14 protein-coding genes are annotated in these 17,106 nt (G+C 78.4%); 2 read left to right on the top strand and 12 right to left on the bottom strand.

What is annotated here, in order from left to right; all coding sequences use genetic code 11:
* The first annotated feature begins 339 nt into the window (after positions 1–339).
* Positions 340–912, top strand: coding sequence for an RNA polymerase sigma factor (locus ACI780_RS05785; RefSeq protein WP_456868593.1), 573 nt, complete (start codon positions 340–342; stop codon positions 910–912).
* A gap of 12 nt (positions 913–924) precedes the next feature.
* On the opposite strand, the gene ACI780_RS05780 is transcribed toward ACI780_RS05785, so the two are convergent.
* On the bottom strand, positions 925–1,374 hold the full coding sequence (locus tag ACI780_RS05780; protein ID WP_456868594.1) for a hypothetical protein: 450 nt from the start codon (positions 1,372–1,374) through the stop codon (positions 925–927).
* Between the two features lie 165 nt (positions 1,375–1,539).
* Positions 1,540–4,164 carry a CHAT domain-containing protein gene (locus ACI780_RS05775; RefSeq protein WP_457001403.1) on the bottom strand — a complete coding sequence of 875 codons (2,625 nt, stop codon included), beginning with the start codon at positions 4,162–4,164 and terminating at the stop codon, positions 1,540–1,542.
* Between the two features lie 47 nt (positions 4,165–4,211).
* Between ACI780_RS05775 and ACI780_RS05770 the strand changes: the two genes are divergently transcribed.
* On the top strand, positions 4,212–5,627 hold the full coding sequence (locus ACI780_RS05770) for a S8 family peptidase (protein ID WP_457001401.1): 1,416 nt from the start codon (positions 4,212–4,214) through the stop codon (positions 5,625–5,627).
* Positions 5,628–5,664: 37 nt separating this feature from the next.
* Here ACI780_RS05770 and ACI780_RS05765 read toward each other — a convergent pair whose 3' ends face one another.
* The 10 genes from ACI780_RS05765 to ACI780_RS05720 all read right to left on the bottom strand — a co-directional run bounded on the left by ACI780_RS05765 (position 5,665) and on the right by ACI780_RS05720 (position 17,097).
* Entirely contained in the window at positions 5,665–7,665 is a 2,001-nt protein-coding gene (locus tag ACI780_RS05765; RefSeq protein ID WP_457001399.1) for a cytochrome b5 domain-containing protein, read from the bottom strand.
* A 22-nt stretch (positions 7,666–7,687) separates the two neighbouring features.
* Positions 7,688–7,993 carry a hypothetical protein gene (locus ACI780_RS05760; protein WP_456868598.1) on the bottom strand — a complete coding sequence of 102 codons (306 nt, stop codon included), beginning with the start codon at positions 7,991–7,993 and terminating at the stop codon, positions 7,688–7,690.
* 20 nt (positions 7,994–8,013) lie between these two features.
* Complete coding sequence (locus ACI780_RS05755) at positions 8,014–8,760, bottom strand: AfsR/SARP family transcriptional regulator (protein WP_457001396.1); 747 nt, start codon at positions 8,758–8,760, stop codon at positions 8,014–8,016.
* Positions 8,761–8,862: 102 nt separating this feature from the next.
* The gene (locus tag ACI780_RS05750; protein ID WP_457001394.1) at positions 8,863–9,591 is read right to left on the bottom strand and encodes an HpcH/HpaI aldolase family protein; all 729 of its coding nucleotides are present in this window, start codon (positions 9,589–9,591) and stop codon (positions 8,863–8,865) included.
* A 64-nt stretch (positions 9,592–9,655) separates the two neighbouring features.
* Positions 9,656–11,614 (bottom strand): potassium transporter Kup, encoded by a 1,959-nt coding sequence (locus tag ACI780_RS05745; protein WP_457001392.1) that lies wholly within the window; start codon positions 11,612–11,614, stop codon positions 9,656–9,658.
* Between the two features lie 139 nt (positions 11,615–11,753).
* Positions 11,754–13,160 carry an amidohydrolase family protein gene (locus ACI780_RS05740; protein ID WP_456868602.1) on the bottom strand — a complete coding sequence of 469 codons (1,407 nt, stop codon included), beginning with the start codon at positions 13,158–13,160 and terminating at the stop codon, positions 11,754–11,756.
* Between the two features lie 117 nt (positions 13,161–13,277).
* On the bottom strand, positions 13,278–14,039 hold the full coding sequence (locus ACI780_RS05735) for an SDR family NAD(P)-dependent oxidoreductase (RefSeq protein WP_456868603.1): 762 nt from the start codon (positions 14,037–14,039) through the stop codon (positions 13,278–13,280).
* A 36-nt stretch (positions 14,040–14,075) separates the two neighbouring features.
* Positions 14,076–14,966, bottom strand: a complete 891-nt coding sequence (locus tag ACI780_RS05730) for a TrmB family transcriptional regulator (RefSeq protein WP_457001389.1) — start codon at positions 14,964–14,966, stop codon at positions 14,076–14,078.
* Positions 14,967–15,074: 108 nt separating this feature from the next.
* A complete protein-coding gene (locus ACI780_RS05725) occupies positions 15,075–15,839 on the bottom strand; it encodes an SDR family NAD(P)-dependent oxidoreductase (protein ID WP_456868605.1) in 765 nt (254 codons plus the stop codon).
* Positions 15,840–15,882: 43 nt separating this feature from the next.
* Positions 15,883–17,097, bottom strand: coding sequence for a cytochrome P450 (locus tag ACI780_RS05720; RefSeq protein WP_456868606.1), 1,215 nt, complete (start codon positions 17,095–17,097; stop codon positions 15,883–15,885).
* Positions 17,098–17,106 lie beyond the last annotated feature (9 nt).

Raw genomic sequence — 17,106 nt, 5'->3', positions numbered from 1 at the left:
GGCGAACCGCCGCCAGCGCGGCGGGGCGCTGCGGCGGTGCCGGAGGATCTCCTGCCCGAGCTGGCTGGAGTGCCCGCGCCGGCCGAGGAGCGCGTCGAGCAGGCCGAAGACCGGCGAGGCGGGGGGGGGGGGGGGGCGGGGGGGGGGGGGGGGGGGGGGGGGGGGGGGGGTGGGGGGGGGGGGGGGGGCGGGGGGGGGGGGGGGCGCCGGCGCGCCCCCCCCCCCCCCCGAGGAGGCGGTGGCCCGGGCCCTCGGCTGAACGCCTCACGGGTCCTCGGCGGGGCACCGGCGTCACTAGGCTGGAGGAGCCGTGGCGTCCGGGAGCGAGGGGGACGGTCCGTGGAGCCCGATGCCGACGAGGACGCCGTCGCCACGCTGGTCGCCCGGGCGCTGGGCGACGACGCCGTCGCCTGGGACCGCCTCGTCGAGCGCTTCCTGCCGCTGGTCCTGTCGATCGTGCGCCGGCACCGGCTGCAGGACGCCGAGGCCCAGGACGTCGCCCAGACGGTGTGGCTGCGCCTGGTCGAGCACCTCGGCGCCATCCGGGAACCGCGGGCGCTGCCCGGCTGGATCGCCACCACGACCCGCCACGAGTGCCACCACCTCCGCGGCGGCCACTGCGTCGTCCCCTCCGAGGACCTCGACTCCCGGGCGCGGCCGGACGACGACACCCCCGGTCCCGAGCACCGGCTGCTGCAGGGCGAACGGCACGAGGCCCTGCTCGCCGCCCTCGCCGAGCTGCCCGAGCGGCAGCGCACCCTCCTGCTGCTGCTGATCGAGGACCCGCCGCTGCCCTACGAGGAGATCAGCCGCCGGCTCGACATGCCGGTCGGCAGCATCGGGCCGACCCGGGCCCGGGCCATCGCGCGGATCCGGACCCACCGGGCGGTGCAGGCGCTGCTGGAGGTGTGAGGCGGCGGGGCCTCACAGGCGCACCCAGTCGGTGACCAGCACGCCCGACGGCGTGGCGCAGCGCAGCCGGGTCAGGCCCGACACCGGCCGGTCGAACCGGAACCGGCCCCACTCGTCGGCGGTGGTGCGGTCGACCTCGCCGCCGGGGGCCAGCAGCGACACCTCCCCCGGAGCGGCCGGCACCAGCTGCCCGACCAGGCAGTCCTCGTCCCGGGCCACCTCCACCGACCGGTCGCCGGCCTCGAACACCAGGTCCCGGGGTCCGCCGGGCCCCCCGCGCACGCCCGCCGTCCGGTCGAGGAGCGAGTCGCTGGTCAGGGCGGCGAGCTCGGCGTCGACGGTCCGCCACGAGAAGGCGGCGCGGGCGGCGTCGGTCATCGCCGGGGTGGGACTGCCGGCCGCGCGCAGTGCGGCGCGCAGCTCGCCGAGCAGCTCGTCGTCGCCCGGCCCCGGTACCGACACCGCCGCCTCCCTCCCCGTCCGCCCCCGCACGGGCATCCCGCACCGGCATGGTGCCCCCCGACCGGGCCGGCTGCCAGCACGCGGCGCCGGCCGCCCGGGACCGTCCCGGACCCGCCGCTCCCTGTCAGAGGCCAGGGACGCGCGCCTGATACCCCGGCGGGCCGCTCACCCCGCCCCGTAGGCGCCGAAGGCGCACCGGTGCACGAACGAGCGCGGGTCGGCCGGGTCCAGCGCGGCGCGGGCGGCGTGCAGCGCGTCGGCACCGGTCAGGCCGGCGGCCAGCCCCCGGTGCACGGCGTCCATGAGGCCGACGGACTCCGCGTCCCCGACGGCGACCGTGCTCGCCAGGACCCCCGTCGTCCCCCGCGCCAGGAGCGCGCTGACGAGGCCGAGCAGCTCGTCGCCGGCGTAGGGGACGTCGGCGGCCGAGTCGCAGGCGGCGAGCACGACCCGCCGGGGGGCGATGCCGCGGCGGTCGAGCTCGTGCACGGTCAGCAGCCCGTCGGCCAGCTCCAGGGCGGAGAAGGACGGGTTGTCCGACCGCAGCCGGCCGTGGCAGGCCAGGTGCGCCAGGCCGGCGCCGGCCAGCGCGCCGGTCGTCGCGGCGACCGTGGCCGCCGCGCCGGTCAGGACGGTCGCCTCCGGGTGGGACCGGCGCACGGCCTCGACCTCGGCGACCGCCCCGGGCAGCCGCGGCCCGGCCACGAGCACCACCGGGCCGGCGGAGCGGGGGGCGGCCGCGGTGCGGGCCCACAGCGCCGCCGACGGCGCGGTGGACACCGGGGCGCCGTGCAGGGCCGGCCAGGGCACGCGGCGGGTCCGCCCGTCGGGCACGACCACCAGCGGCACGTCCGCGGGCAGGCCCAGCGGGGACAGCAGCAGGTCCGCCAGCCGGTCCAGCGCGTGCTCGGCGGCGGCCCGCGCGGCCGCGAGCGCCGGCGCCCGGCCGGGGCGCAGCAGGCGGCGCAGCGCGAACAGCAGGCTGTCGCACTCGGCGGTCACCGGCTGCGCCGGGCCGAGCCGGACCAGCCGGCTGCCGCCGCCGTGCAGGACGACGGCGACGAGCTCCCCGCCGACCGTGGCGAACGACGCCAGGGCGCGCCCGTCGAGGTGCCGGCGCAGCTCGGCGGGCGTGCACACCGGTGCCCGGCCCGCGCCCGAGCCCGGCCGCTGCCAGGTGGCCCGCCGCAGCCGGGCCTCCGCGGCGCCCTGCCGGGCGCGCAGCTCGGCCGGCTCCTCGCCGGTGTCGCGCAGCGCCTGCGCCAGCTCGGCGTGCACCAGGCGGAGCTCGGCGAGCTCGTCCTGCAGCCCGTCGGGTGCCGGCGGCTCGACGCCGAGCAGCGCGGCGGCGCGGGTCTGCTCCATCCACCCCAGCACCCGCAGCGGGGAGCCGGTCGACAGCAGCGTCTCCAGTCCCAGGCGGCCGAGCTCGACCCCGTGGCCGGAGGCCAGCGCCCGCAGCTCGGTGGAGCCGAGGGCGGCGCGGTGCCGGGCGAGGTCGGCGAGCCCGGCACGGCAGTGCCGCAGCACCGCGTCGTCCCGGCCGGCCAGCCGCTCGGCGCAGGCGCCGGCGAGGTGCCCGCGCAGGCGCAGCAGCACAGGGCCGCGCCGGCTGCGGTCGCGCGCGGCCCCGAGGCAACGCCGGGCGACCCGGGGGCGCCCCAGCTCCGCGGCCAGCCGGCCGGCGGCCAGGTGGGCGGCCGCGGCGGCCGACGGCACGCCCGCCCGGTCGAGGAACCCCGCGGCCCGTGCCGCGCGCCGCAGCAGCGTCAGGTCGCCGGTGCCGTCGAGGAGGGCGGCCTCGGCGGCGAGCACCGTCGCGCGGGCGGCCCAGGCCGTCCGGCGCTGCCGGCGGAACAGCCCCTCGGCCGCGTCGGCCGCCGTCCGCGCCGCCGCGGCGTCCCCGGCCAGCAGCGCGGTGTGCGCCACGGTCAGCCGCGCCTCCGCGGCGAGGAGCAGCACGCCCTGGGCCTCGAGGTCGGCCGCGGCGCGCCCGGCCAGCTCCCGCGCCTCCGGCAGCAGCCGCAGCTCGGCGAGCACGTCGGCGTACTCCATGTGGTACTCGCCCAGCGGCACGCCGGTCTGCGTGAACAGCTCCGTCGCGCGGTCGAGCTGGGCCAGCCCCTCGGCCAGGCGCCCGCTCTGGGCCAGCACCAGCCCCCGGTTGTGCGCCACGAAGGCGTACATCGACGGTCCGATGCCGGCGGCGAGCTGCTCGGCGCGGTCGAGGTGCCGCAGGCTCTCGTCGAACCGGCCCCGGGAGGCGGCGACCAGGGCGAGGTTGTTGGCCGCGCTCCCCCGGTTGTCCAGGGTCGCGGCGGGGTCGGCCACCACCCGGCGGTAGGACGCCGCAGCGGGCTCGAGCCGCCCCAGGTTGTGCAGCAGCACCGCGCGCATGAAGTCCGCCTCGGGCGGGGGGCGCCCGCCGGCGGGCACGGCCCGGTCCAGGTCGCGCAGCGCGAGCGCGACCCGTCCCAGCTCGAGGACGACCGCCGCCCGGGTCACCAGCAGCTCCGCGACCCGGGAGGTCAGCCCGGCCTGCCGCGCCAGCCGGAGCGCCTCGTCGAGCAGCCGCAGCGCCCGCCGGTTGTCCCGCCGGGCCCGGGCCGCCCAGGCCACCGCCCGCAGGCCGACCACCAGCGCCTCGGGATCGGCGGCCCGGCGGGCGGCCTCGACGACGTCGGCGGCGGCCCGGTCGAAGCGCCGCGGGTCGCCCACGACGCCGTCGTAGGCCCGCTGCGCGCGTATCAGGAGGGAGCCGGTCGACTCTTCCCGTGTGACGCCGGTCACCGGGACGATTCTGCTCCGGATCCGGCGCGGCGAGGAGGAGATCCACGATGGCGGACGCCTACCAGTTCCCCCAGGCACCGGGCGACCTGCGCTCCCCGGACCAGATCCCCGCCCAGCGGGCCGCGGTGCGCGCGCAGATCGCGACGTGGCTGGCCGAGATGGCCGCCGCCGGCGGTCTGCAGGAGGACCACCTGCGGGCCCTGGCCGATCTGAAGCAGCGGCGCAGCGCCGTCGGGCCGGCCCGGATCCGGGTCGAGCGCGACGGGACCGCCGTCACCCCCAACCGGCTCGTCGTGCGCCGGGACGACGTCCCCGCGGTCGTCGCCGAGCTGCAGTCGAGGTACTACGCGCCGCAGGTGGTGGCGGTCCCCGGGCTGGACGACCTGCGCGTGCTGGTGTCCGTCGGAGCCGGCGCGCGGAGCCTGCGCGCGTCCGGGGCGGTGGCCGGCGCCGTGACCGGCGCGCGGGCTGCGCCCAGCCACGTCTCCCTGCTGGGGGCGATCCGGAAGGCGGCGGGCGGGCCGGAGCCCTCGGGACCGGGTCCCGGCGTGTCCTGGGACTTCCGGCCCGAGCCCGGCCAGGGCGGGGACCCCGTGGTCGCGGTCGTCGACAACGGGGTGAGCGCGGAGCAGCGCGAGGACGGCTGGCTGGCCGGCCTGGCGCGGACGGACAACCTGGACCTGCTCGACGTCGTCCCGGCCGACCGCTTCCTCGACCGCGCGGCCGGGCACGGCACCTTCACCACCGGCGTCGTCGAGCAGGTCGCGCCCGGTGCGCGGCTGGACGTGCGGCTCGCGCTCGACACCGAGGGCGAGGGGGACGAGGTGGACGTCGCACGCGAGCTGGTCCGCGCGGCCGAGGACGGCGCGGAGGTGGTCAACCTGTCCCTCGGCTTCCAGACCTCGGGCGACCGGCCGCCGCTGGCGATGGAGCACGCCCTGCGCACGGCGATCGCCGTCGCCGAGGACCAGGGGCGCCACCTGCTCGTCGTCTGCGCGGCGGGCAACTACGGGGACGACCGCCGCCCGTGCTGGCCCGCGGCGTTCGCCGGCGTGCCGGAGTTCGCGCGGCACGTGGTGGCCGTGGCCGCGCTCCGCCTGGACGACGACGACGACCAGCAGGTCGTGGGGGCGGAGTGGTCCTCGCGGGGCGACTGGGTGACCTGCTCGACCCTGGGCCAGGGCGTCGTCTCCACCTACGTGATCGGCGAGGAGTCGCCGGCCTCGGACCTGGTCGACCCCGACAGCTTCGGACCGAGCTCGTGGGCCACCTGGAGCGGGACCTCCTTCGCCGCGCCCCAGGTGGCGGGGGCGGTGGTCCGGATGGTCCGCGACGGGCGGGCCGCCACGGCCCGGGAGGCGCTCGACGCGCTGCTCACCGACGCGGGCGACCACTCCGAGCAGAAGAACGGCACCCGCCGGCTCGGCGGCTTCGGCGTCCCCCTGCGGATCCTGCCCGTGTGACCCCGTCGGGGGCCGGCCTCCCCCGGGAGGCCGGCCCTCAGCGCGCGGGCCGCGCCCGGTGCACGGTGACGGTGGCCGCCCCGGCGCAGACCGGGACCGCCCGCGCGGCCAGGCACCACAGCCCGCCCCGGGCCAGGACGGCGTCGCCCCAGGTGTCGAAGTCCCGCTCGCCGGCGACCAGCAGCGCCTTGGTGGCGGCCAGCCGCCGCTCGACCAGGTCGAGCCGGTGCCGGAGGGTGCCGGCCGGCGGCGGCCCGGGGACGGTCCTGATCCCGCGGGGCACCGCTCCCTGCTCGCGCAGCACGCGGGCGGCGAGGGGCGCGAGGACCTCGGCGGCGAACCGGGGCAGGTACTCGTCGCCGAAGCGGGCCGCGGTGTCCGCGGCCCGGTCGGCCTGCAGCGCCGACGGGCGGGCGCCGCCGGGCCGGCACAGGTCGGTGTCGCGCCCGAAGGAGCGGTCGAGACCGAACGCGTTCTGCAGGTGGACCAGGCCGGTCAGGGCATCGGCCCAGGCGTCGTGCAGCGGGCGGGCCAGGGTCAGACGGGGTCGCAGCAGCGGCCCCACGTCGGTGCCGGCGAGCAGGTGCCCCGGTCCCGGCCGGCCGCCGTGCACCCGGCCGAAGGCGGTCGTGGCGTCCAGTCCCGCGTGGGCGCGCAGCACCGCCGCCCCGCCCGGGTGCCGCTGCAGGAAGGCGGTGACGTCGTGCACGCGGCCGCCGACCGCCAGCCACCAACCGTGCTCGTCGTCGTTGTGCTCGGCGAGGTCGGCCAGGCCGTGCCCCCGGCGCACCGGCCGGCCGGGGGCGGCGGAGCGGGGCCGGGGCCGGGCCGCGGGCGCGGGGTCGCGCTCGGTGCGGGACGCGGTGAGGGCCGCGTCGACGGTGTGCCAGGTGAGCTCGCGCGGGGACCCGGTGAAGCCGCCGATGGTCACCCCGCGGCCGACCATGAAGGCGACGGCCAGGTAGCCCGACACCAGGCGCCGGTGCCGGCCGAGGAACCCGTCGGCGCCGGCGTAGGCCTCGATCGCCGCGTCGAACGACGCCGCCAGCTGCGGCCGCCGCCGGGTGGTCGCGTACGCGGCGACCGGGACCTCCTCGACCGCGTCGGCGAACCGCCGCCAGCGCGGCGGGGCGCTGCGGCGGTGCCGGAGGATCTCCTGCCCGAGCTGGCTGGAGTGCCCGCGCCGGCCGAGGAGCGCGTCGAGCAGGCCGAAGACCGGCGAGGCGGTGCCGCTGGGCCCGAGGTCGCCGGGCCGCAGCGGCACCGCGAGCGGGGCCACGGTCTTGGCCCAGACGACGGGGTCGACGTGGGTGCGGGCGCCGGGGCGGGGGTCGATCAGCCGCAGGGACCGGGTCGCGGCCCGCAGCGCCGCGGTCACCGCGTCGAGGGCAGCGCAGAGGGCCTCGGCGTCGTCGTCGAGGACCGCCTGCTGGGCGTCGGCCGCGGCCGGCACCACCGGCGCGCAGCGCGCCAGCACCTCGACCTGGGTGAGGTAGAAGACGCGCTCCTCCTCGTTGCCGGCCGCGGGCACGAGCAGGCGCAGGTCGTCGGACAGCAGCGGGAGGTCGTCGCGCCCGGCGGCGGAGCGCCAGTTGTGCACGATGAGGTCGGGATAGCCCAGCACCGGCTCCGGCGAGCGGCCCAGCCGGCGCAGCACCTCGGCCCAGGGGACGGCGAGGGCCGGCGGCAGGCCCGCCGGCCGGGGCGCGCGGCCGTGCACGTGGGCGTGGGCGAGCAGGCCCAGCACGGTGGCCGCCCGCTGCAGCGCGGTGTCCGGCAGCGCGTCGGGGCCGGCCGGCAGCAGCGGCAGCTCCTCGACGGCCTCCCGGACGGCGACGTCGCGCAGCAGCGCCGGCAGCTCCGCCGCCGTCCGGTCCCAGGCCGCGTGGGTCCCCGGCAGCCGCTCCGACGGCGGGCGGGTGGGCAGGAACCCGCGCGCGGCCGACAGCGGGCCGAGGTCCCCGTGGCCCGGGCGGGCGTCGACCTCCGCCGCGGCGGCGAGCACCCGCGCGGCGGGGGCGGTGCGGACCGGGGGCACGGCAGCTCCTCGCGGACGGCGGTCAGTCGCCGGGCGGCCGCGGCCGGGGCACGCGGGGGCGGTCCCGGCCGGCCTCGACCAGGGCGCCGCGGAAGCCGTCCGCGTACCAGGCGGGTGCGTTGAGCCGGACCCCGGCCGGTGCGCTGCCCCCGCCGTCCCAGACCAGGCGGGCCAGCCCGTCGGGGCCGCGCCCGTGGCAGCACGTCCCCGCCGGCACCGTCTCCCCCGCCGGCCCGACGGCGGCCTCGAGGAGCCCGTCGGCGCGGCCGAGGGCGCGGGCGTGCTCGAGGGCGCGCAGGTACGGCGAGGACGGGCGGTGGTCGGTCACGGCGGGGATCCCCGGGGCGGTCACGAGGCGGCCCGGCGCGGCCGGCCCAGGCCCTGCACCAGCCGGGTCATCTGCCCGGTCGGCGGGACGCCGAGCTCCTCGCGCAGCAGGTCGCGGAAGGCGTCGTGGGCGCGCAGCGCCTCGGCCAGGTTGCCCTCGGCCAGGTGCACCTGCACCACGGTGCGGTGGGCGCTCTCCCGCAGGGGCTCGGCCCGCACGGCGAGGTGGGCCGCCTGGAGCGCGTCGGCGTAGCGGCCGACGGTGCGCAGCCGCCCCGCCAGGGTCTCCAGCGCGTGCAGCCGCAGCTGGGTGAGCCGGTCGCGCTCCGGCAGGACCCAGTCGTCGTACCAGCCCGGCAGCAGGTCGCCCAGCAGGGCCGGGCGCGGCAGGGTCAGCCGCCCGGCGGGCACCCGCGGGTCGCGGACCTGCCCGGCCCACTCCTGCAGCTCGCGCACGTCGACGCGCACGCCGTCGGCGACGCGCAGCGCGCCGTCGGAGTGGTCGACCAGCCCGGGGGCGCAGCGGCGCAGCCGCCACAGCGCCGACCGCAGGCTGGCCCGGGCCCGGTCCTCGTCGACGTCGGGCCACAGCCGGCCGGACACGGCGGCGCGGGCCGGCCGGCCGGTCAGGCACAGCAGGGCCACCAGCCGCTGCACGGCCGGGGGCAGCTCCCCGGCCGCCGGCGGGTCACCGGCCGCGACGGAGAAGCCGTCGAGCAGCGTGACGCGCGGTCCGCTGCGGGGTGCGAGGCGCAGGTCGTGGTCCACGGGCGGTCCCCTCGGTCGGTGACGACGACCGGCAGAGGGGCCCGGTCCCGCCGCTGATACACCGGCGGGGCACCGCGGTCGGGCGCGGTGTCGGGCGCGCTGTCAGGTGCGGGCGCGGACGACGTCGAGGGAGCCGGTCACCGCCTCCCCCAGCGAGCCGGCGTCGACGGCGACCGTGACGATCGTGGCGCCCTCCGCGGCCCACCCCGCCGCCTCCGGACCGCTCGAGGCGTGCACGCCGACGGGCACGCCGGCGGCCACCGCGCGGGCCACGACGGAGGACAGCACGCCGCGCAGCTCCTCCCGCCGGCCGGCCCCCGCCAGCCCCAGCGACAGCGACAGGTCCCCGGGGCCGACGTAGACCCCGTCGAGCCCCTCGACGGCGAGGACGGCGTCGAGGTCGTCGAGCGCGCTCGCGGTCTCGACCATCACGACCACCAGGGGCTGCTCGCACCCGCCCGACAGCCGCCCGATCGACCGCCCGCCGGCCGGGGCGTACCGGCAGGCGGCCACGACCTCCCGGGCGTGCCCGGCATCGCGCACGTTGGGGACGATGACGCCGCGGGCGCCGAGGTCGAGCGGGCGGCCGACGTCGGCGAAGGACGGGCTGCGGGTGCGCACCAAGGGCACCGCGCCGGCCGCGGTCACCGCCGCCGCGACCCCGGGCAGCTCGGCCTCGGCCGCCGCGCCGTGCTGCAGGTCGACGACGACGTAGTCCGCGCCGGTGCGCGCGAGCAGCTCCGCGGTCACCGCACCCGGCAGCAGGCTCCACACCCCGTGGCAGGCCCGCCCCTGCGCCCACCGCCGCCGCAGGTCCCCCTCGTCGGTCACGTCCCGCTCCCCTCGCCGTCGCCCGGCCGGGGCCCCGGCCGCCGGCCGATCCTCCCCCGACGGGTCAGAGGTCGATCTCCGCGCCCATGACGACGGTGCGCTCCGGGGGCAGCGCGAGGTGCTCCGGCCAGCCGGTCCCGCCGTGGGCGAGCAGCACGAACAGCCGGGCGCGCCAGGCACTCATGCCCGGTCGCGGTCTCGGGCGCGGTGCCGGGCGCAGCGTCGGCCGGGTCACGAACCAGGTCGCCGCGTCCGCGTCGGCCTCCGCGACCCCGTCCAGGGCGCGGCGCAGCGCGGCCTCGGGGTCGGTCCGGTCCAGGAAGCCGGACTCCACGACGACGTGGAGGAAGCCGGCCTCGGGGGGACCGAGCGGACGGGTGCTGACCCGCCGCTCCTCCGGCACGTGCGGCACGCTCGCCGTCCGGACGGTGAGCACCACGACCCGCTCGTGCAGCACCGAGAAGCGGGCGACGGTCGCGCGCAGCGACAGCGGCGCGGTCGCGTCCGTGGGGTGGGGGTGGACGGCGACCCCGGGCACGCGGGGGACGGCGGCCGCGCGCACCTCGGCGAGGACGGCGTCCAGGGGGCCCTCCCGCTGCGCGCGCCGGGCCTCCAGCAGCTCGCGGCCGCGGCGCCAGGTGGTCATGACCGTGAGGACGGTGCCGGCGATCAGCAGGGTCAGCCAGCCGCCGTGCGGCACCTTGGGCAGGGTCGCGACGGCGTAGGTGAGCTCGACCGCGCCGAGCACGCCGCCGAGGAGCACCAGCCGGGGCCGGGACCACCGCCACCGCACCCGGGCGAGCACGAGCAGCAGCGCCGTCGTGACGAGGAACGTGACCGTCACCGCCACGCCGTACGCGGCGGCCAGCCGGGCGGAGGAGCCGAACCCCACCGTCACGGCGAGGACCAGCACGAACAGCACCGCGTTGACCGCCGGGACGTACACCTGGCCGGCCTCCTGCGCGGAGGTGTGCCGCACCCGCCGCCGCGGCAGGTAGCCCAGCGCCATCGCCTGCCGGGACACCGAGAAGGCGCCGGCGAGGACGGCCTGCGAGGCGATGACCGTGGCGGCGGTGGCGAGCACGACCACCGGCAGCTGCGCCCAGGAGGGGAAGAGCAGGAAGAACGGGTCCTCGCGCGCCGCCGGGTCCCCCTCGACCAGCGCCGCCTGCCCCAGGTAGTTGAGGACCAGGGCGGGGAAGACGAGTGAGAACCAGGCGCGGCGGATCGGCCGGCGCCCGAAGTGCCCCATGTCGGCGTAGAGGGCCTCGGCGCCGGTGACGGTCAGCACCACCGCGCCCATCACCGCGAGGGCGACCCCGGGCCGGTCGACGGCGAACCCCAGCGCGTAGCCGGGCGAGAGCCCCCGCAGCACCCCCGGCCGCGCCAGGACGTGCGCCAGCCCGGCCGCGCCGAGGACGCCGAACCACACCAGCATCACCGGCCCGAAGGCGCGCCCGACGCGGCTGGTCCCCCACCGCTGGACGAGGAACAGCGTCGTCAGCACCGCGACCGCCAGCGGCAGCACGACGCGGGACAGGCCGGGGTCCACGACCTCCAGGCCCTCCACGGCCGACAGCACCGAGATGGCCGGCGTGATCACGCTGTCGCCGTAGAACAGCGACGCGCCGAGCACGCCGAGCGCCGTGGCGACGGCGGCGCGGGGGCCGGCGGCGGGACCGAGGGAGCGGGCGACGAGGGTGGCCAGCGACAGCACCCCGCCCTCGCCGTCGTTGTCGGCCCGCAGGACGACGAGGACGTACTTGACGGTCACGGTGAGGGTCAGCGACCAGAAGACCAGCGAGGCGACCCCGAGGACGTCGCGGGTGGCGGCACCCACCGCGCCGCCGTCGACGGCGAGGACCGTCTCCATCGCGTAGAGCGGGCTGGTGCCGATGTCGCCGTAGACCACCCCGAGCGCCCCGAGGACCAGCGCGGACTCACCGGGGGCCGGCCCGGGACGCGGCGGCCGCGCCGGACGGCGGTCGCGCCGGAGGCCCTGGCCGGTCCCGGTTCGCGCCACGGCGGCCGCTCCTCTCCGCGTCCGCGCCGCCCTTCCCGGCGGCCCGGCGCAGGGCCCATGGTGTCGCTCGCGATCGGTCGCGGACACCCCGCGGCGCGCGGCGGCACCCGGCCGGGCCCGCCGGCGACACCGGATCCGGTCAGGCCTTGGCCAGCTCGGCCATCTGCTCGTCGGAGAGGACGTCGCCCTCGGCCTTCGCGGCCTGCAGCCGGGTGTCCTCCAGGGCGAAGGCCCGGGTGAGCGGGCAGGCGGCCAGGAAGCTGACCTTCTCCCCCGCCCGGGGACGGCGCTCCGGGAGGGGCCGGGACAGGTCGATCCGCCGCCCGTCCTTGACCACCTCGACGATCGCCCCCTCGCGGGTGAGCACGCCGATGTCGGCCAGCGGGTCGCCGTCGACCACGATCAGGTCGGCCACGTACCCCTCGCGCAGGGCACCCAGGCTGCCCTCCATCCGCACGGCCCAGGCCGCCTGGCTGGTCGCCGCCGTGATGGCCTCCAGGGGCGTGAACCCGGCGTACTGCACGAGCATCGCCAGCTCCCGGGCGTGCCACTCGCCGCAGGGGGTGATCGCGAAACCGGTCTCCGACCCGGTGATCACCCGCACCCCCGCACGGTGGGCCTTGTCGACCATGACCCCGGTGACGTCGAGCTCGGCCTTGAAGACGTCGAGCAGCTCGGGGGCGGTGCCGACCCGCTCCCCGTAGTCGACGAGGTTGCCCAGCAGGGTGAACGTCGGGCACAGCGTCGCCCCGGACTCGACCACCGCCTCGAGCGCCTCGTCGTCCATGTAGGACGAGTGGTAGATGAGGTCCATGCCGGCCTCGGCCGACTCCTTGGTGCTGACGGAGTTGCGGCAGTGCCCGACGACGGGCGTGCCCAGCTCGTGCGCGGCGTCGACCACCGCCTGGATCTCGCGCCGGTTCCAGACCTTGACCTCCGGGCCCTTCACCGACGGGATCAGGCCGGTCACCATGACCTTGATCCAGTCGACGCCGTGCTTGATCTGCCGCCGCACCTCCCGCTGGATGCCGTCGACGTCGTGGACGACGGTGGCGTAGCCGGTGGTGCCCTCGTCCCGGATGAGCCGGCCGGCCGTGCCGCCGAGCATCGTCATCAGGGCGTTGCCGCCGGCGCGCATCCGCGGTCCCTCGACGAACCCCGCCTCGATGGCGTCCCGCAGCTCGACGCCGATGTTCCACAGGCAGTCGGCGTCGAGCACGCTGGTGACGCCGGCGCGCAGCACCTTCTGGGCGTTGTACGCCGACAGCATCGAGCTGTAGGCCTCGGTGCGGTGGAAGAACAGCTCGTCGTTGCCGGTCGGCTCCCCGAAGGACAGGTGGGTGTGGGCGTCGACGAGGCCCGGCATGACCGTGCGCCCCGTGGCGTCGATCCGGACGAGGCCGGGCAGGGCCGCGGCCTGGTCCTCGGCGCGCGCCCCGAGGGCGGCGATCCGGCCGTCCCGCACCAGCACGGCCTCCCCGGGCCGGGCATCGGCCCCCGTGCCGTCGATGACCGTGCCCCCGGACACGAGGATCGGCTCGGACACCGGCGCCACCTCCCTGCGCGGCGGGTCGCACTCCCGGACAGGGGCCCCGCGGTCCCCTCATCGTCGGAGGGGCCCCTGGTGGTGTCAAGGGAGCTCACGACTACCGGCCGGCGCCGGTCAGGCGTTGGTGACGCCGAGGGCCAGCCCCCCGTCCACGGTCAGCACCGTGCCGGTGACCCACTCCGCGGCGGCCAGGTAGGCGACCGCCTCGGCCACCTCCCCGACGGTGCCGATGCGGCCCAGAGCGTGGGCCCCGGCCAGCGCGTCCAGCCGCGCCCGGGCCTGCTCGGGCGTGCCGAGCCCGGCCCGCACGTTGATCTCGGTGGGCACCGCGCCGGGACGCACGCAGTTGACGCGGACGTGCTGGGGCCCCAGCTCGGCGGCGAGGACACCGGTGAGCGCCTCGAGCGCGCCCTTGGTCGCCGCGTAGGGCGAGGCCCCGGGGAAGGCCCGCTGGGTGTGCACCGACCCGAAGAGGACGATCGACCCGCGGCTGGCACGGAGGGCCGGCAGGGCCAGCCCCGACAGCTGCACCGGTCCCACCACGTTGGCGTGGAAGAGGTCGAGCATCGCCCGCTCGTCGAGCTCCTCGAGGGCGCCGCGGTACATGTTGCCGGCGGCGTTGACGAGCGTGTCGAGCCCGCCGCCGTGCGCCGTCGCGGCGGCGACGAGCCGCTCCCGGTCGGCCGAGACGGTGACGTCGGCGGCGACGGGCAGGCAGGCCTCCCCCAGCTCGCGGGCCACCGCCTCGACCCGCTCGGCCCGCCGGCCCGAGACCGTCACCCGGGCGCCGAGGCCCACCAGGTGCCGGGCCACGCCCGCGCCGATGCCCGAGCCCCCGCCGGTGACCAGCACCGACGAGCCCGCGAGGTCCCGCACGTCGCCTCCCCTCCTCGCGCCCCGCGCCGGGGCGGCTCAGCCCGCCGACCTGCCCCGGCGCGCCCGACGGGCCGGGGCCGCCTGCGCGCCGGCCCGCAGCGTCACCGCCGGCAGGCCCCGGTCGGCGCGCAGCCGCCCCATGTCCGGGTCCTCCCGCCAGAAGGTGCGGATCTGCTCGGCGTCGAAGTGGTGGCCCATCAGCTGGATGGCGATGTCGTGGCGCACGTACTCCACCGACAGCAGCACGACGGCCGGGTTGTCGGTGTAGACGCCCCAGGCGCCGGTCTCGGTGAACCCGCCGATCACCGCCTCCTGCCGGTCCCCGACGACGGTGAGCATCCGGCAGCCGAGGTTCTCCAGCACCACCTCGGGCGTGGACAGCTCGTGGCGGTAGGTCCGGCCGACCGGGTCGCCGACGTCGCCGAACGCGATGGCCGTGACCGCCACCGACCGGGCCTCCGCCGACGTCACGCCCTCCCGCAGGGCCGCCATCTCCTCCGGCCAGATGGACAGGAACAGCTCCCGGCGGGCGCCGGCGACGACGTCGCGAGCGCGGTCGAGCAGCGCCGCGGCCCCGGACAGGTCGTGCACGACGTGCACCGCGGGCGGCGCGGTGATCGACGGCAGCACCGCGTCGAGCGCGGCCAGCGACTCCGAGTAGTCCCGGCTCAGCCGCGCCAGCAGCGCCTTGGCCGGCAACGGCAGGTAGTCGACCGAGTCGGCGGCGCCGCGGACCTCGAAGGCCGCGCCGCGCGACACGAGCTTGGCGAGGGTCTCGTAGACCGTGCTGCGCGGCACCCCGGACCGCTTGGCGACCTCGTAGCCGTTGACCGGCCCGCCGGCGCCGAGGAGCGCCAGGTAGGCCTTGGCCTCGTACCCGGACATGCCCAGGTGCTGCAGCCGCTCGATGACGTCGTCGTGCGTCACGGCCCGATCCCTCCCGGTGGCGTCCCCGCGGGACCCGCGTCGGCGTCGTGAGCATGCCAGCCGCTCCCGCCCGCGTCGTCGTCCGGACGGGTGGCCCGGCCCGGGCTCTCAGCCACCCGGGTCCACGCTCCGCGGCCGCGCGAGGCCGAGCAGCGCCGCCTTGGTCAGGCCGCCGTCCACCGCGAGCGTCTGCCCGGTCAGGTACCCGGCGCGGTCGGAGGCGAGGAACAGCACGGCCGCGGCGACGTCCTCGGCGGTGCCCAGGCGGCCCAGCGGCACCCTCTCCTGCCGCTGCCGGCGGACCTCGGGGTCGGCGTAGATCGGGTCGGACATGCCGGCCCGGATCAGTCCGGGGGCGACGGCGTTGACCCGCACGCCCAGCGGCGCCCACTCCAGCGCCATCTGCTCGGTGAGCAGGACGACGGCGGCCTTGGTGCTGGTGTAGGCCCCCGCGTGCGGCGCGGCGGCGATCCCGTTGACCGAGGAGATGTTGACGATCGCGCCGCCCCCGGCCTCGGCCATCCGCCGCGCCGCCGCCCGGCCCACGAGGAAGGTGCCGGTGAGGTTGACCGCGAGCACCGCGTCCCAGTCCTGCCGGTCGAGGGTGAGCAGCGGGCCGAAGCGGACGCGGCCGGCGTTGCTGACCACCAGGGCCGGGGCCTCGGGCACCGCGTCGAGGGCCGCCCCCACGGCGGCCTCGTCGGTGACGTCGACGGTGGCGGCGACGGCGGCCGGACCGAGCTCGCCGGCGACCGCGCCGGCCGCCGCCCCGTCGACGTCCCAGACCGCGACCCGGTACCCCCTCTCGACCGCGCAGCGGGCGATGACCGCGCCGATGCCCCGCCCCGCGCCGGTGACGACCGCCCAGCTCATCTGCTCCTCCACGGACCGGGGACCGCCGGCCGCCGGCCGTGCCTCACGGGCTGCCGAACAGCACGGGGTAGCTGCCGAAGTGCTCGCGCCGGGAGTGCGGGTCCCGGGTCGGCGGGTGCTCCGGGTCGGGGCGGACACCGTGCCGCAGCAGCTCGCGGAGCATGAGCGTCACCGTGCCCAGGACGTGGTCGGTGCCGGGCGGGTCGGCGGGCACCGTGCCGCCGTCGAGCTCCATGCCGATGCAGGCGTGCATGCCGCCGCCGAAGGTGTGCCCCCACGGGGCGACGCCGTCGGGCACCGTCCGCAGCGGGTCGAAGGCGCCGGCGTCGGGTCCGAACACCGCCGGGTCGCGGTTGGCCGTCCGGATGTCCATGACGACGACCGTCCCGGCCGGGACCAGGCGGCCGTCGCGCAGCGTGACGTCGGCCAGCGCGCGGCGCTCGGCGACCGGGCTGGCCGGGTGCAGCCGGAACGCCTCGTGCACGCAGCGCTGCAGGAACAGGTCGTCGGCCAGCCGCCGGGCACGGCCCGGGTCCCTCCCCGCCCACCGCAGCACCTCGTCGACGGTGTGGGTGAAGGCCGCCGCCGTGCTGTGCGAGCCGGCCTGCAGGTAGAAGGCGACCTCGCGCAGCACGGTGTCGCGGTCGACGCCGAGCTCACCCGCGTGCTGCACCAGCGCCATGAGCACGTCGCGGGGCAGGTCCGCCTCGGGCACGGAGGCGTCGGCCGCGAGTGCCACCCGCCGCTCGTACGAGGGCGTGAAGAACAGCGCGTCGAACCGGCGCAGCGCGTCCTCGACCTCGGCCCGCACCTCGGCGTGGTCGCGGGTGCTGTGGACCAGCGTGGCGCCCTCGCTGAAGGTGACCGCGAACCGCTGCAGGGCGTCGGTCTCCTCGACCGACCCGGTGCTGCGGTCGGCGCCGGCGACCCGGGCGGTGAGGGCCATCGTGGTGCGGTACCCGAGCCGGACGAGGTCGGCCCGGCCGGCCCGCAGGGCAGGGTCGAAGGCCTCCTGGATCACGCCGGGCACCAGCTCGGCCTCCCAGAGGCGGAAGGTGCCGCGCCGGAACAGCCGGTTCTCCACCCGGCGGCGCAGCCGGTGGTCGTCGCCGTGCAGGTCGAGCAGCGCGTCGCGCATGACCACCCCGCCGGCGTCGTAGAGCCGCTGCCGCAGGTCGCGCTGGCGGAAGGCGTCCCACAGCTCGGCGTAGCCGCGGAGCGTCAGCTGCGGGGTCGCCGTCACCTCGTCGACGGACACGCGACCTCC

Source organism: Geodermatophilus sp. SYSU D00814, from assembly GCF_054050055.1.
This window is presented reverse-complemented; position numbering and strand designations above follow the sequence as displayed.

Excerpts from the sequence above, each read along its gene's own strand:
- ACI780_RS05770 (WP_457001401.1), top strand. The coding sequence starts at position 4,212 with ATGGCGGACGCCTACCAGTTCCCCCAGGCACCGGGCGACCTGCGCTCC.
- ACI780_RS05725 (WP_456868605.1), bottom strand. The coding sequence starts at position 15,839 with ATGAGCTGGGCGGTCGTCACCGGCGCGGGGCGGGGCATCGGCGCGGTC.